The sequence below is a fragment of the Bacillus sp. E214 genome (assembly GCF_008087365.1).
GTDB lineage: Bacteria > Bacillota > Bacilli > Bacillales > Pradoshiaceae > Pradoshia.
Genome location: NZ_VENN01000007.1, coordinates 19,243 through 34,527 on the forward strand (window position 1 = coordinate 19,243; position 15,285 = coordinate 34,527).

14 protein-coding genes are annotated in these 15,285 nt (G+C 37.8%); 6 read left to right on the forward strand and 8 right to left on the reverse strand.

Annotated elements, in window-relative coordinates:
- The first annotated feature begins 88 nt into the window (after positions 1-88).
- Positions 89-712, forward strand: a complete 624-nt coding sequence (locus FHY47_RS16965) for a DUF305 domain-containing protein (protein WP_066102612.1) — start codon at positions 89-91, stop codon at positions 710-712.
- Positions 713-773: 61 nt separating this feature from the next.
- Here FHY47_RS16965 and gsiB read toward each other — a convergent pair whose 3' ends face one another.
- Positions 774-1,139: a glucose starvation-inducible protein GsiB gene (gene gsiB, locus FHY47_RS16970; protein WP_066102606.1), complete on the reverse strand. Its 366-nt coding sequence runs from the start codon at positions 1,137-1,139 to the stop codon at positions 774-776.
- 403 nt (positions 1,140-1,542) lie between these two features.
- On the opposite strand from gsiB, the gene FHY47_RS16975 reads away from it, so the two are divergent.
- The gene (locus FHY47_RS16975; protein ID WP_148631219.1) at positions 1,543-3,267 is read left to right on the forward strand and encodes an ABC transporter ATP-binding protein; all 1,725 of its coding nucleotides are present in this window, start codon (positions 1,543-1,545) and stop codon (positions 3,265-3,267) included.
- Between the two features lie 95 nt (positions 3,268-3,362).
- Here FHY47_RS16975 and FHY47_RS16980 read toward each other — a convergent pair whose 3' ends face one another.
- Positions 3,363-5,357 carry a M14 family zinc carboxypeptidase gene (locus FHY47_RS16980; RefSeq protein ID WP_262366037.1) on the reverse strand — a complete coding sequence of 665 codons (1,995 nt, stop codon included), beginning with the start codon at positions 5,355-5,357 and terminating at the stop codon, positions 3,363-3,365.
- Between the two features lie 444 nt (positions 5,358-5,801).
- The gene (locus FHY47_RS16985; RefSeq protein ID WP_066102597.1) at positions 5,802-7,064 is read right to left on the reverse strand and encodes a cation:dicarboxylate symporter family transporter; all 1,263 of its coding nucleotides are present in this window, start codon (positions 7,062-7,064) and stop codon (positions 5,802-5,804) included.
- A gap of 479 nt (positions 7,065-7,543) precedes the next feature.
- Here FHY47_RS16985 and FHY47_RS16990 point away from each other — a divergent pair, with 479 nt between their 5' ends.
- Positions 7,544-8,110, forward strand: coding sequence for a superoxide dismutase family protein (locus FHY47_RS16990; RefSeq protein WP_066102594.1), 567 nt, complete (start codon positions 7,544-7,546; stop codon positions 8,108-8,110).
- A gap of 175 nt (positions 8,111-8,285) precedes the next feature.
- On the forward strand, positions 8,286-9,233 hold the full coding sequence (gene manA / locus FHY47_RS16995) for a mannose-6-phosphate isomerase, class I (RefSeq protein ID WP_148631223.1): 948 nt from the start codon (positions 8,286-8,288) through the stop codon (positions 9,231-9,233).
- Positions 9,234-9,258: 25 nt separating this feature from the next.
- Here manA and FHY47_RS17000 read toward each other — a convergent pair whose 3' ends face one another.
- Positions 9,259-9,939 carry an N-acetylmannosamine-6-phosphate 2-epimerase gene (locus FHY47_RS17000; protein WP_066102587.1) on the reverse strand — a complete coding sequence of 227 codons (681 nt, stop codon included), beginning with the start codon at positions 9,937-9,939 and terminating at the stop codon, positions 9,259-9,261.
- Between the two features lie 137 nt (positions 9,940-10,076).
- Here FHY47_RS17000 and FHY47_RS17005 point away from each other — a divergent pair, with 137 nt between their 5' ends.
- Positions 10,077-10,613 carry a GNAT family N-acetyltransferase gene (locus FHY47_RS17005; protein WP_066102583.1) on the forward strand — a complete coding sequence of 179 codons (537 nt, stop codon included), beginning with the start codon at positions 10,077-10,079 and terminating at the stop codon, positions 10,611-10,613.
- A 260-nt stretch (positions 10,614-10,873) separates the two neighbouring features.
- Positions 10,874-11,779 carry an AEC family transporter gene (locus tag FHY47_RS17010; RefSeq protein WP_140462295.1) on the forward strand — a complete coding sequence of 302 codons (906 nt, stop codon included), beginning with the start codon at positions 10,874-10,876 and terminating at the stop codon, positions 11,777-11,779.
- A 56-nt stretch (positions 11,780-11,835) separates the two neighbouring features.
- Here the strand turns inward: FHY47_RS17010 and FHY47_RS17015 are convergent, their stop codons facing one another.
- From FHY47_RS17015 to FHY47_RS17030, 4 genes are all read right to left on the reverse strand, one after another.
- The gene (locus tag FHY47_RS17015; RefSeq protein WP_066102578.1) at positions 11,836-12,819 is read right to left on the reverse strand and encodes an ABC transporter permease; all 984 of its coding nucleotides are present in this window, start codon (positions 12,817-12,819) and stop codon (positions 11,836-11,838) included.
- Positions 12,816-13,718 carry an ABC transporter permease subunit gene (locus tag FHY47_RS17020; RefSeq protein WP_148631225.1) on the reverse strand — a complete coding sequence of 301 codons (903 nt, stop codon included), beginning with the start codon at positions 13,716-13,718 and terminating at the stop codon, positions 12,816-12,818. Before FHY47_RS17020 ends, FHY47_RS17015 begins: the two co-directional genes overlap by 4 nt.
- 12 nt (positions 13,719-13,730) lie before the next feature.
- Positions 13,731-14,267, reverse strand: a complete 537-nt coding sequence (locus FHY47_RS17025; protein WP_140462293.1) for a hypothetical protein — start codon at positions 14,265-14,267, stop codon at positions 13,731-13,733.
- A gap of 151 nt (positions 14,268-14,418) precedes the next feature.
- Positions 14,419-15,276: a manganese catalase family protein gene (locus tag FHY47_RS17030; protein WP_066102570.1), complete on the reverse strand. Its 858-nt coding sequence runs from the start codon at positions 15,274-15,276 to the stop codon at positions 14,419-14,421.
- Positions 15,277-15,285: the final 9 nt, after the last annotated feature.

Consider the following 15,285-nt stretch of genomic DNA (forward strand, 5'->3'; position numbering starts at 1 on the left):
GAATTTAAATCGTTTATGTGAATGAAATGCATAGGGACTATACCTTTTTTACATAATAAGAAAAATAAACAACTTAGGAGGATTCTTTATGAGAAAAAGAAGTATAGCAGTACTATTGGCATTCCTATGTATGTTCAGTTCACAGGTTCAGGCGGAAATTGGTCCTAAGGAAAAGGACTATTATGATAATTATCGAAGTATTTTGCAGGTTATGAAGGAAAGTATGTCTGAGGCTCCTAAAACAGGGGATCCATCGCTCGATTTTTTGTATGAAATGATTCCGCATCATGAAGCAGCTGTTTCTATGGCAGAAAATTTATTAAAATATGACGGTGCCAATAATCAGCTGAAAAGACTGGCAGATACGATAATTAAGGAACAGTTAAATGGTATAAGACAAATGGAGGAACTGAAAAATAAGCTAAAAAATAATCCTCAAGTGAATAAGCAGGCAGAAGCTGCTTATCTACAGACCTATAATAACATTTATAGCTCAATGATCACTCAATTGGAGGCTGCGAAACCAACGGGAAATGTTAATAGAGACTTCCTGACTGAAATGATTCCACATCATGAGGCTGCTATTGAAATGGGCAAAAATATATTAAGGTATACTCAAAATCCTGAATTAAGGACAATCGTACAAAAGATGATTGTTACACAACAAAGGCAAGTTGCAGAAATGAATAATTTATTAAAAACTATTCGATAAGCATAAAGAAGGTGACGTGAGAGTAAATCACGTCACCTTCTTGCTTTTTTTAGCATTCATATTAATCGTTATTGCGTGCTTCTCCGCCTTTTTTGCCGATCTCGCGGTAGAACTCTTTATCATGGTTATCGGAAGTAGCTTCTCCGCCCTTTTTACCGATTTCTTGGTAAAACTCTTTATCATGATTATCAGAAGTGGATTCTCCACCTTTTTGTCCAATTTCTTGGTAGAATTCTTTATCATGATTTTCGGAAGTAGCCTCTCCGCCTTTTTGTCCAATTTCTTGGTAGAATTCTTTATCATGGTTTTTCGAAGTAGCTTCTCCGCCTTTTTTGCCAATTTCTTGGTAGAATTCTTTGTCTTGCTTTTTAGATGTAGCTTTTCCGCCTTTGCGTCCTGCTTCTTCTCTAGACATTTTGTCTGCCATAATAAATCGCTCCTTTGGGTTTATTTTAATTGTTTTGTTGTATACTCTGTATATTTCCAACATGAGTATAGTAAAAACGCTAAATTGAGTCTTTAATTCAAATGTAACGTGTTTGTAAATAGTTGAAAAAAAGAATCCTTTTTGAGGAAATTGAAATGTATTAGTAAGTCTGTAAGCCTAATAGAATCAACAATTCGGTTCATAAATTTCTATGTTTATACCAATATGCTTTGAACTATTTTATTAATTTAAAAGTGTATTTAAAAGATTGAGAGTTATAGGATATTCGAATTGTATTGAAGAATAAGTAAATCTATTCCTTTTTAAAACAGAATTCGCATTTATATTTGAGAGATATTGATATAATGGATGAGTTGAGACTAGAAAAGAGAGGAATAAAAGGATGCTGGGGAAATTTTTTTCATATTATAAACCGCATAAGCGGCTATTTTTGATTGACTTTACTAGTGCCATTATAGTTGCGTTGCTGGAGTTGGCTTTTCCGATGGCAGTCCAATGGTTTGTTGATGAATTGCTGCCGACAGGAAATTGGAGCATGGTCGTGACGGTCAGCATTTTATTATTAGCTGTTTATTTACTGAGTACATTCCTGCAATTTATTGTGAACTATTTGGGGCATAAGCTAGGAATAAATATTGAAACAGACATGCGACAGGAGCTCTTTAATCACGTTCAGCGGCAATCATTTCGATTTTTTGACAACACAAAAACCGGCCACATAATGAGCCGAGTGACAAATGATTTATTTGATATTGGTGAATTTGCCCACCATGGACCTGAGGATCTTTTCATCGCAATTATGACATTCTTCGGTGCCTTTGCCATCATGTTTAATATTAATCCTACTTTAGCGATCGTGGCGGTTATTCTAATTCCATCTTTAATATGGCTGGTGACATTCAGCAATATGAAAATGAACGCAGCATGGAAGAATATGTACGGAAGTATTGCTGATGTAAATGCTCGGGTGGAAGACAGTGTAGCAGGTGTGCGCGTTGTTCAATCGTTTACTAATGAAGCGTTTGAAATGGATCGCTTTGAATTGAATAACAGGTTATTCCGTTCTGCCAAGCTTGTTGCATACAAGGTGATGTCGTGGACACATTCTTCTATTTATATGATAACAAGGATGCTGACATTGTTGGTTCTTGTAGTAGGAGCCTGGCTCAGCTTTAATGGAACATTATCTTATGGAGAGTTGATAAGCTTCGTATTATATACGAATGTATTAATTAAGCCTGTTGATAAAATCAGTGCACTGCTTGAGCTATATCCAAAAGGAATGGCAGGCTTCAAGCGTTTTCGCGAGCTTATTGAACAGGAGCCAGATATACAAAATAAAGAAAATGCCATCTCAGTAAGTGGTTTGAAGGGGGATATTTCCTTCAGTCATGTTGATTTCAGCTATGATGAATCCAAACCAGTCTTACACGATGTCAATCTTGATTTAAAGGCAGGAGAAACAACTGCATTTGTTGGTCCATCCGGTGCCGGAAAAACCACGATATGCTCACTTATCCCACGTTTTTATGACGTGGATGCAGGGTCTATTAAAATAGATGGAATGGACATTCGCGATATGACAACTGAGTCACTCCGTAAACATATTGGAATTGTACAGCAGGATGTTTTTTTATTCACAGGAACCATTCGCGAGAATATTGCTTATGGGAAACTGGATGCCTCATTTGAGGAAATTGTAGAAGCGGCCCGAAAAGCTCATTTGGAAAAGATGATTGAACAGCTGCCGGATGGATACTATACGCAGATTGGCGAGCGGGGGTTGAAGTTATCTGGAGGGCAGAAACAGAGGCTTGCAATTGCACGTATGTTTTTAAAAAATCCGCCAATCCTTATTTTAGATGAGGCTACATCTGCCTTAGATACGGAAACGGAAAGAATCATTCAGCAATCGTTAAATGAATTGGCAGCGAACCGTACTACGTTAGTAATCGCACATCGCCTGGCAACCATTCGTAATGCCGACCGTCTGATTGTTGTAACTGAGGATGGGATAGCTGAAGATGGGTCATATGAAGAATTGCTGAATCAAAATGGGATATTTGCAAACCTGCATAGAATTCAATTTGGGAAAGAGACTGTTTGATAAAACATTAAAAAAACAGGTAGAAGATGAACGGCGTCTCCAATTGTTTAACAATCGGGAGCTTTGTTCAGACAGCTACCTGTTTTTTTGTATTATTAGTTGTTTACAATCTGCCTTGGAGTGCCACCATTGTGCGGTGAGTTTGGTTTAGAGTTCGGTTGGGCAGGCTTCTGTTGGTCAAATGATGATCTGTTCTTTTCGTTGTTTAATTGATTAGCTTTTTGTTTTTCTCTCACTTGTTGTTTGGCTTTTTCATTCTCTTTGGCTTGCTGCTCTTTTAACTCTTTTGCAGCCTTCTCTTTTTCTTGTTCCATTCTTTTTTGATCTTCAGCTTTTTTGGCAGCTTCTTCTGCCTTGGTGAGAGCGTCTGTTACTTCTTTCTGTAATTCAGCTATTTTAACTTTAAAGTTATTTTCCCATTTCATATAAGTTGGGTACTTACTTAGATTCTTTTTCTTTAAATCTATGGATTTTTTCTCAAGTGCAGGCAGCTTGTTTAAGTTCTTTTGGGCGTCCGTAAACTTATTTTCCTTCACTTGTCCTTCTATTAAAACGAGTAAGTTATAGCGTTCCACATCATATTTAGTGTCTTCAGCCGTACGTTTTGCTGGTGTAACATATTTCTGTGTAAACAGAGTACGAGCACCTTTGCCATAAAGCGGGGTCACTTTTTTCTGCATTTGCGTAATAGTTTGGTTTAATTTTTTATGTGAATCAGGTAATTTTGAGCTTACTATACCATCATTTATCATTTTGACTACTGCTTTGTCAGCAGTTTGAAGAGTGGATCCATATTTGACCGCATTCATAAAGGTCAATGAACGTGATGTATATGTTTTCATGGCGGTGATATCTGCCTTAATTGATTTCGTATGCTTGCTTGGCAGTTTATTTACTTTAGATTGCAGGGCTTTAATATCCTTTGTCACTGTATTATAGAGCTTCTGGTGAGCGTCTGTTATTTTTAGGTTAGAGGTACTCTTAATGTCAGTATAATAGTATTTTTCGAGTTTCTTAGCCGTTTTTAATTTAGCAGCGGAGTCTTTTTTCAATGTGGCTGCCGACTTTTTATCCCGTGCGTCTTTTAGCTTTATGCTCTCCTGTGCAACGTATAGGCCTACTCCCTGATTTTCTTTCCAAATCTGAGAAAACTGTGACACGGGTAGGTTTGTTTCACCTGCAGGTTTCCCAATCTCAGGTGTAAAGCTAGGCCTTTTTTTAGTACTGATAAACCAATCCGAAAATCCACCGCCTGAAGGGTTTTTGCCTGGATATACCAATGAGTAGCCTGTCATTTTGCCAATCTTCTTAGCGTATACATGATCTCTATTATAATTGGTTTTACTTTGTTTATAATTCCAATACAGAATACGGCCGCTGCTATGATAGGCAACAGTCATTTCTGGATTAATTTGATTAACAAATTTTACAACAGCCTTTACTTCCTTCGCTGATTCAGGTGCTTTCCCTTTATAGTTCTTGTAGCTTGGAGATTTCGGAGAGTTTTTGATTTTACCCCAATCTGCCTTATATTGTCTATTTAAATCAATCCCTTTGGCATTTGCCTTCCATCGTTTAAAGTTTTTGCTTCCATTATTCATTTTGATAATTGCTTTATGAGTGCTCTTAGGAAATGCCTTTAAACCTTGTTGCTGAAGAGTTACTCCATCAGGATTCACCATTGGAACAAACCAAATAGTGGAGGAATTAAGAAGACTTTTTGCGTTGTATCCGCTGATTTTTTTATTGCCCTTATAGGCCGCTGCATATTTTTCAATCATGTACATATTTAAGCTGGTCGTCAGCCATTCACGAGCATGATGGGAACCATTGATAAAAACATTGGTACTTCCCTTTCCAAGACCTACAGCATATATTTTTCTGCCGTATTCAGATGCACCAATTGTCTTTACTTGTACCAAATCCGGGTAAGCTTTCTTTAAGGTTGTAATGTCTTTCCCCATTTGTGTGTATGTATACGTCTTATTCGGATTGACAATCGTTTTCGAAGCAGCTTTCGTTTCCCCGGGTAGCTGAATCAAAAGTGAGAGTACTAGCATCATGACAATTAACTGACTTATTCTTTTCAAATATCCCCAACCCTTTCTAGTTTTGTAATCATTAACCATCTATAAGTATATTATATTTACTTAGTTAGCAGAACTTTAAGATATAGGATTGTCGAAAATTTGGTTATTTTGGAGGGATACCTAGAGTTTGTTGTCTAGCTACTAAATTTTATAGGTCAATATCACTGTTAGAAAGAATAAGACAATGGATACAGTAAATTCCTATTCATTTTTATATAGAGAGGTATAGAGACATTGTTGGGGGGATTTTTTATCCAGTAGATTTATAAACAAGAAGTTTTGCTTCCGCCATTTGCAGGGTAGATATACTCTCATTTATAGTGAATCTTTGGAGGTGCGGATTTGGCTATTCTGTCTATACCAATTTTAACAGCAGTTTCAGTTTATGAACTCCAAAAAACAGCCTGGACGTTTAATCAGTCCAGGCTGTTTCAACTTATTCTATTAAATTGCTTCTTGCTGTGATTCAGCAGGAGGGGAGAATGCTTTTTCTGATTTGGAGATTACCACTGATGCAAGAGCATTACCCAGTACGTTTACAACCGTTCTACCCATATCAAGGATACGGTCAATACCAGCGATGAACGCTAAACCTTCAACTGGAATACCTACAGTACCTAGGGTAGCTAATAAGACAACGAAGGAGACTCCGGGTACGCCTGCTATACCTTTAGAGGTAATCATTAACACAAGCATTAGAGTTACTTGCTCCATTATGGATAAATCAATATTGTACATTTGTGCAATAAACAGTGCTGCTAAGGCTTGATAAAGAGTAGAACCATCCAGGTTAAAGGAATAACCTGTTGGAATAACAAAGGTAGCAATATGCTTTGGACAGCCCTCTTGTTCCATCTTATCCATGATTCTAGGTAAAACGGCTTCAGAGCTTGCTGTAGAGAAAGCAAGGATTAGTTCGGCTTTTAACACTTTAAACAATCTGAAAATACTGTAGCCGACTGCCTTGGCAATTAATCCTAAAATAATGATCACAAAGAAAATCATCGTTCCATAGACCGTTATAACTAACTTACCTAAGGGGATAAGAGATTCCAATCCAAATTTAGAAATTGTAACACCAATTAATCCAAATACACCAATCGGTGCAAATTTCATAATGAGGTTAGTTATATAAAACATAATCTGGGCCACGCCATCAAAGAAGTTATAAACAGGCTTTGCTTTATCACCTACAGCAGCAACACCAAGTCCAAAAAGGACAGAGAAGAAGATAATAGCAAGCATATCTGTTGTAACAAATGCTTCAAATGGGTTGGCTGGGACAATATGAACGATCATATCAATAATAGATTGATCTTCCTTAGCTTCAGCAGACCCAACATAGCTGGATATATCCGTTTGCTCCAAATTTTCCATGTTTACGCCTTTTCCGGGCTGGAAAATATTTGCGGATACTAGTCCGACAACAATGGCTACCATAGTTACACATACAAAGTAAAGTAACGATTTACCACCAAGTTTCCCGACTGCTTTTATGTCTCCAACGCCAGCTATAGCAACAATAATACTTGAGATAATGATAGGTACGACAATCATTTTAATTAAATTGAGGAAAATATCTCCAAGCGGCTGTAGGTACGTTTGTGCAGTTGTGTTCTCATAAAAAATTGCACCAACAATAATTCCTAATACTAAGCCGATTAAAATTTGAGTAGCTAATGAAAATTTAAGTTTAGATGTTTTCATATAGTTAGCTCCCTTCTTTGGATGTTTTTTAGGATAAAAGCGTTTCGTGTTGAAATTCTTACTTCCTATCTATCATAAAGAGGAATATTAAAAGAGTGCGGATAGAAAGAGAGAGCAAGAAATATGAGTAGTTAGCTATGTAATAAACTAACTAAATCCTTTTAGACAGAATTAACAAAACAATAGAGGTATTACCACGGAGAGGCAAATTTAACAGCTAAGGGTATTAATGGCACAATAAACACATTTTAACACAAATGTTCAGAAAAGAGGAAATTTGAGAAACCGAGCATTTAAGATAGTATATTTAGGACTGGTAAATTAAAAGGTAAGGGTAGACTTCATTACAGAACTGTACAAGAAAATATATACATCAATGTTATTTAACAGTTGTTTTCAGGACTTAGGACACATTTTTAAAAATAATTGTTTATTTTTGGGAATGGATGGTATGGAGATACAAAAGGAGGAAGCGATCTATGTTAAAGAAAAAAGGGATGTTCTTCGTACTGTTCATACTAATTTTATTGGTAGCCTGCAATAAAGACGTAGCCGAGCAAACAACGAATGATACAAAGAATAGTGGCTCGGATAAGGTAGAGAGTAAAGTGATAGATATATACAATAATAAAGAAGAGAATATTGGAACAGCAGAGCTTAGTGAGGTAGCGAAGGGAGTAGTGATAGAACTGAAAGCAGATGGACTGCCGCCAGGACTGCATGGATTCCATTTTCATGAAACAGGAAAGTGTGAGGCACCTAGTTTTGAGACTGCAGGCAGTCATTTTAATCCAACTGATGCGAAGCATGGCATGGAGCACGAGGATGGTCCGCATGCCGGCGATCTTCCTAATTTGGAAGTGGGTGAGGATGGGTCCGTTAATGTGACGGTAAACGCAGAAAATGTGTCACTATCTAAAGGGGCCGATGCTGCTTTAGTAGATTCTGATGGAACCGCCTTGATTATACATGAAAATCCAGATGACGGAAAAACTCAGCCAACAGGCGATGCCGGTGATCGGTTGGCGTGCGGAGTCGTAAAATAAAATGAATCATAGGAAGAGTGTCATAAGGAGAGAAATATCAGGTAGGCTGAATCGTACTGGTTCAGCTTTTCTTTTTAACCAGTAATTTTTTATAAAAAAGAGATTAGACAGGGGTTCTCTCTTGAATTATAGTAAATAATATACATATTAATCCCGTATTGGAGGTATTACATCAATGACAGAACCTCTTTTTTTAAAACCTGTCTTTCAGGAGAGAATTTGGGGTGGAACAGAGCTGAAAACTAAATTTGGCTATGAGATTCCATCTGAACATACAGGTGAATGCTGGGCGATATCCGGTCATAAAAACGGCCCGTCCATTATCGAAAATGGCCCTTATGCAGGCAAGACTTTAATCGAATTGTGGAATGAGGAACGCCATTTATTTGGTGAGATGGAAGGGAATGTGTTCCCTCTGTTAACAAAAATATTAGATGCCAATGCAGATTTATCCGTGCAGGTTCATCCGAATGATGAATATGCAAACATTCATGAAAATGGTGAACTTGGCAAAACAGAATGCTGGTATATCATTGATTGTAAGGATGGCGCTGAAATGATTTACGGGCATACCGCGCAATCCAAGGAAGAGTTTGCTTCCATGATTGAGAAGGGCGAGTGGAATCATTTACTGCGTCGCGTTTCCATAAAGCCAGGAGATTTCTTCTATGTTCCAAGTGGAACGGTCCATGCTTTATGTGAAGGGACGCTTGTACTTGAAACACAGCAGAGCTCAGATACAACCTACCGTGTATATGACTACGACCGCACGGAACAAAACGGACAAAAACGTGAGTTGCATATTGAAAAATCAATTGATGTGAGTATGGTGCCGCATCAGGATGCAGAAGTGCAGGTTTCCAAGACCGTATTGCCAGGGGCAGAATTGACTACGTTTGTGGAAACGGAGTTTTTCTCAGTTTATAAATGGGATATTAGTGGATTATCTTCATTTGACCAGAATCAGCCCTTTATGCTTTTTAGTGTTATTGATGGAGAAGGGGCTCTTAGAATGAATGAGGAGACTTATCCGTTAGAAAAAGGTGCTCACTTTATTCTTCCATCGGGTACAGGTAATTTTGAACTTGAGGGGAATCTTTCCTTGATTGTGTCACATCCATAAAGAGAAGCGTAAGGGGAATATCCTCTTACGCTTTCATTTTTTCTGTGAATCGCTTTGTGATTTGCTGAGGTCTTGTTATTGCACCGCCTACAACAACAGAATGGGCACCAACCTCTAAACAGCGCTTAGCCATTTCAGGAGTTAGAATATTTCCTTCTGCAATGACTGGGATTTTGACGGTTGATACAAGATCCCGCAATAATTTGAAGTCATCATTATAAATGAATTTCCCCTTTGAATAAGGTGTATAACCAACTAGTGTGGTTGATATACAATCAAATCCAATTCGTTCTGCTTCAATTGCTTCGCCCAGAGTGGAGATGTCAGCCATAAGTAATTGATTAGGGAAGTGCAGGCGAAGAGATTGGACAAAAAATTCAAGTTCCACATTAGATGGTCTGGGACGATAAGTTGCATCCATCGCGATCATATCTGCTCCGGCAGATACAATATCGCTTACCTCTCGGAGCGTCGGAGTGATATAGACAGGTGAATCAGGATATTCACGCTTCACAATTCCTATAACAGGTAAGGGGACCTCCTGTTTGATTGCAACGATGTCATCATGTGAGTTGGCGCGTATTCCGCCAGCACCCCCCTGCATGGCAGCAAGCGCCATTTTCCCCATAATCATTGGGCTGTGCAGCGGTTCATCTTCAAGTGCTTGGCATGAAACGACTAAACGTCCTTTGATAGCCTGTAACATATGTAATCAAGACCTCCTGTAATAAATATACGAGTTACTATCCAATTCTATTTTACACAGTTGAGCTAATCATGTTTAGGATAATTAATTAAATATTATCCTGCGTTGTAATCTGTTGAGAGAGGAGTTGATTTTGTATGAAAAATATTTCACTTTATATGAGTGCTACATTAAGAGATATACCAGAAGCTATCTTACCAAGCGGTTTTAATTTTCGACTGTTCAGAGAAGGTGATGAACAATATTGGGCTGAAATCAATACGGCTACAAAGGAGTTTACCAATATGAAATCCGCTCTGAAACGGTTTGAGTCTGAATTTATGCCATATAGGATAGAGGCGAAAAAAAGGGTAATCATTCTTGAGACAGACGAAGGAAAACCGGTGGGAACCGCTGCTGCCTGGTTTGGCGATTTTAACGGTAAACAAACTGGCAGGCTACATTGGGTTGAAATACTGCCTGAATATCAGGGAAGGAAATTAGGTAAACCCCTTGTAATAAAGGCACTCGAAATTCTGAGCTCTTTCCATAATGAAGCCTATCTGAAAACCCAGACAACGAGTCTGACTGCTATCCATATTTATCTTAAACTCGGGTTTAAGCCGGTCATCAGAAACGCTGAGGATCAGGAGGGGTGGAACTTAGTGTTTTCTCATTTTCAATGTAAAAAATAGCGGTCCTGTTGACTGCCTTTTTAGATATGGATAAAAAATATATCAAGAAGATGATAAACATCTTTTTCGAATATTACTTGCAATAAGTGTGCTTGGAACAAATTATCCATACCTACGAGATAAGCTAATGTACATACTATCTAGTGAAACCGCCGTATGGAAAAGATTCCCGTTTCGTGGAAACGGGTGGAATTGAGGGGCATTCTTTTTTGTAAGAATAGTAGTGATAGAATTAATAATAGTGTAAAGGAGGGAACTCGTTGAATCAGGAATTTTTATATATTGTCATCATTATTGCACTCGGTTACCTTCTAAAAAGGACTGGAATTCTAAAGGAATCTGATGGAGAGGTAATTTCGAGAATCATCTTTAACATCACCTTGCCATCCCTAGTCATTGTATCCCTGCAAACCTCCACTATAACGGTATCTTTATTGGGAATCACTCTTATTGTTATTCTTTACGGGATTCTTTCTACAATAGTGGCCTATTTTGTGTTTAGGAATGAGACACGTGAGATTAAAGGAACTTTTATGATGCTTGCCTCAGGATATAATGTCGGACTGTTCGCCTTTCCGCTTGTTGAGGCCTTTTGGGGCACAGAGGGATTACTGTATTTTGGTATGTTTGATGTTGGTAATTCTTTTATTGTATTTGGATTGGCCTATATAGTAGGAAGTTATTTTTCTGAAAATGGAATGAAGCTGGAGGGGCGCGCCATCCTTATGAAATTTGGTAAGTCCATTCCTTTAATGACATACATTGTTATGAGTGTCTTGAATTTTGGTCATATCCAGCTTCCATCGGCGCTTTTAGAAGTAGCAACAATCATATCTAAAGCGAATATGCCACTGGCCTTATTGCTGCTCGGAATATATTTGAAATTTTCTTTTGAAAAACAGTATATACGCCCAATTATAAAATACTTATCATTCCGATATGGCTTTGCATTGCTGGTCGGTATTTCATTATATTTTGTTCTTCCAGTTGATGATATGTTTAAATACACGATACTACTCGGTTTAGTCCTGCCAATTGGCCTCGCTGTTATACCGTATGCCCATGAATTTAAATATCGAACGACAATGATGATAGGTACGGTCTCAAATTTATGTATCCTCATCAGCATGATCTTAATGTATTTATTTTCCCTGTTTATTTTATAAGTACAATAGAAAACCCCTTTTTCAGCTATGTGAAAAAGGGGGCCTTTACATCTATATTAATTGATGGGGGTTACCAGTTGGAAGCCATCTTGCTCGATTTTTACCGGATGAGCCTGCTCCTTTGTTTTGTGGATAAGAGAGCGGTCTGCCAGCACGCTTTGAATTCCTCTCAGCATGAGGTTCAGAGAAAACAAGCTAAGTATAAAACCAAGTGATGGGCCAAGGACAATCCATTTATTGTAACGCAGTTCATGATAGGAGAGACCGATCATCCCGGACCATTCATGTGAAAGAGAGGTGGCAACATTATAAGGATCACTCATTGGAGCACTAAGGTCTATTGTTTCATAACCCCCAATCACGCACATAAAAGCGCCTAGCTGAACTAGCAGCACTAATGATTGGGCGATTTGCTGAAGAAAAATGACAATCAACCTTGATCTTAAATGATGCCTAATATGGACCTTTACAATCCACCATTTAGATCCTCCCAACAGACGGGATGCATCGATGAATTCATTTTTTAAGTAATACCGAAGTTCATCTCCTATTACGGAGGTTAAAGGAAGAAAGGTAATCAATGAAAGCATTAAGCATTGCTGAAAAATCACATCTATTCCACTTTCAGATATAAAAAACATCATGGCAATCAATATGGTTGGAATAAAACGAAATGCTCGAGTCAAAGGTTCTATTACCCAGTTGAAACGCTGATGATACAATCCATATAAGATTCCACTTCCCATTCCTAAAAACATCCGCAAAAGTCCAATTAATACAGCAATGAATAATGTATATTTAGCTCCTTCAATTACGTTCCAAAATGTATCCTGACCAAGTCTGTCTACACCGAAGGGATGCGTTAAGCTTGGTGGATAAGCCGGTTGATCAACAAGTTTTCCATCTTCATAAATAAGCTCAGGCGGAGGCTCGAGATGCGGTTTAATCCAAGCGGGATAGAGAAGGCTGGTTACAATAAGGATGAATAAAAATAGAAAACCAATCATAAAAGAAGGATTTTTAAGTAATTTTTTTATCATCCGTGTTCACCGCCCATCACTCGTTTTACAATCGTTTTCCCCCATATATCTAATAAATAGAAGGGGATAAATAAGAAGGTCAATCCTACAGCTATAAACTTGATGTCCATCCCGTTTATAAAGGAGAATAGTCCATCCATATTTAATAAGCGCTCCAGAATGAGCAGGCTTGAGATGATGAACCACAGTAGATATTGCAGATTTGAAAAAATAGTGATTGTCGTGTTGCGAAGGATATGTTTGAAAAATATCTCTCTTTTGGACAAGCCCTTTGCATAAGCATATTCCACATACATCTTTTGTTGCTCTTCACTGACAGATAAATCAATCATTTGGAATAGCATAAAAATCGGCAAGATAGATAGAGCGATAATAGGTAGAAGGTAGACATGATCCTCTCCTAAAGCAACGGGATCCAGAATGAGCAAGCCTGTTTTTTTGAAAATCCATATTGAAAATAATTGAATCGCGAAGATCATGATGACATCTGGGATAGACTGAATAAAGAAGGCAATTTCACGAAAAAAATTCTGAAGGATTCTTGGTGAAAAGTAATGGAATACTTCAAATAATAGAGCGGCAATAAATGTTGCTAGTAAAGTGCCTCCTAAAATAAGAAGTGAATAAATAAACGGGTCTTTGAGACTGACCCAGAACAGTGAAAATTTCGGTATTCCTTGAGAAAAACTATAGTCTACCATGATTTGAATTTGATCGATAAATAAAAATGCCTCATAAATATCCTTGGCCTGGTTTGAGAAAGCCTTCCACCAGCTAATGGATGGATCTGCATTATTCCATACCCATAAAGAACTAAAAAAAAGAATAATAAGGTTTATAGCCAGAATGGTTAATATAAAATCTAATAAATGGGCAGAAATTTTTTTAAACTGTTTCATATGTATATTCACCTACTCCAACATGCTTTCTATATTGGCAAAATCTGAGACCAACTCCCATGACTTGTGTTGGCTTTTGCCATCTGTTTCTTTATCAAAGGTTGTCAAAATTCCATACATAACAATCCCGTCCACTTTTTTTCCGTCATATGTATAAGACCTGTATCCCAGACTGTCTTCTCTGATATACTCTCCAGATTCTCCATATATCTCTTTTACAGAAGCGGGTTGTTTATCAGGTACAAAGAGGACTTCAAGTTTATACTGCTCTGAAATTTTAGGGCGTTTGAATTCATATTTTATGTAGCCGTCTTCTTTGACTTTTGTTTCACCTTCCCATGCGATTTGGTCACTGCCGTTTTCTTTTAAGGTCACATGGAGAATAGAATTTTCATGAAGTGTACTTGAAAGTGATAAAATAACACTTCTATCACTATATTCCTTTATTGATCCCATAATTAAAACATCCTGTCTCAATTGGCCTCTGCATCCTATTAAACTGCAGAATAGGGAAATTATGAAAACTCCCATAACCCACTTCTTAAGCATCTCAATCTACCCCCCCTTTTTATCCCGGTATGTTGGCACTATAATGTTCATTCTATCCAAAGATTAATCAATATGTAAACAAAATATTTGGAATTTTTAATTAATCGATTGATTAAAAAAATACAGCTTCCATTTGGAAGCTGCATTCCTTTTATCTATTTAAATCGCTTATCCCTGGAGCGTGCTCGTTTGGCATTTCCGGTAGCTGTGGAACAGGGAATCCTTGCGGTGGAGGAGTGACTGACAAGGTTCCACCGTTTCTGCTCGGTGTTTGTCCCTGGAAAACTTCGGCGATTCTAGTTGGATCTAATCGGAAGTTAAACTGAGCATTATGGAAGCCCATATCCACGAACTTTTTGCATTCAGGATATTTATTTATATCATAATTTGGAACAGGGAAAATTTTGCCCCAATCCACACCTAAGGTTTCAAGTGCTTTAGCAAAAGCATTTTGATGAGCATTATCCCGGACAATTAAAAACCCGAGAGTCTCACGAAACGTTTGATTATTACTCATTTCATATATTCTTGTTTTCTGAAGTACACCTGTTGATTCGAGCATCAAATTATTCAGCAGATTAGCAATTAAATTACCATGGTCATAAACCCATGAGCCATTCCATGGATTGCCGCCTGCATCTACTGGAAGAGATGACTGAGCTCCCATAATATAATGGTGTGGATTGGCATGTTTGATTGCTTCATCTAGAGGAGCTCCATCTGAGCCACCATCACCAGGTTGTGAAGAAAGGCCAGAATCATTTAATAGTTGATTAATGGTGTTCTGAACAAGCTCGACATGACTGATTTCTTCTAAAAAGATCCCTCGAAGCAAATCCTTATACTGAGTGTCTTTGCCCCTGAAATTGTTACTCTGAAAGAAAAATTGCATCATTGTGCGCATTTCACCAAATTGACCGCCTAAGGTCTCCTGTAAGACTTTAGCAGCAGCAGGATCTGGCTTATCTGGTTTAATTATATTGATTAGCTCTTCTTTGTAATAATACATGCAGGCTTC

Coding starts and splice junctions, on each gene's coding strand:
- FHY47_RS17030 (WP_066102570.1), bottom strand. CDS start 15,276: ATGTATTATTACAAAGAAGAGCTAATCAATATAATTAAACCAGATAAG.
- FHY47_RS16985 (WP_066102597.1), bottom strand. CDS start 7,064: ATGAAAACATCTAAACTTAAATTTTCATTAGCTACTCAAATTTTAATC.
- FHY47_RS16975 (WP_148631219.1), top strand. CDS start 1,543: ATGCTGGGGAAATTTTTTTCATATTATAAACCGCATAAGCGGCTATTT.
- gsiB (WP_066102606.1), bottom strand. CDS start 1,139: ATGGCAGACAAAATGTCTAGAGAAGAAGCAGGACGCAAAGGCGGAAAA.
- FHY47_RS16990 (WP_066102594.1), top strand. CDS start 7,544: ATGTTAAAGAAAAAAGGGATGTTCTTCGTACTGTTCATACTAATTTTA.
- FHY47_RS17025 (WP_140462293.1), bottom strand. CDS start 14,267: ATGCTTAAGAAGTGGGTTATGGGAGTTTTCATAATTTCCCTATTCTGC.
- FHY47_RS17015 (WP_066102578.1), bottom strand. CDS start 12,819: ATGATAAAAAAATTACTTAAAAATCCTTCTTTTATGATTGGTTTTCTA.
- manA (WP_148631223.1), top strand. CDS start 8,286: ATGACAGAACCTCTTTTTTTAAAACCTGTCTTTCAGGAGAGAATTTGG.
- FHY47_RS17005 (WP_066102583.1), top strand. CDS start 10,077: ATGAAAAATATTTCACTTTATATGAGTGCTACATTAAGAGATATACCA.
- FHY47_RS16965 (WP_066102612.1), top strand. CDS start 89: ATGAGAAAAAGAAGTATAGCAGTACTATTGGCATTCCTATGTATGTTC.
- FHY47_RS17000 (WP_066102587.1), bottom strand. CDS start 9,939: ATGTTACAGGCTATCAAAGGACGTTTAGTCGTTTCATGCCAAGCACTT.
- FHY47_RS17020 (WP_148631225.1), bottom strand. CDS start 13,718: ATGAAACAGTTTAAAAAAATTTCTGCCCATTTATTAGATTTTATATTA.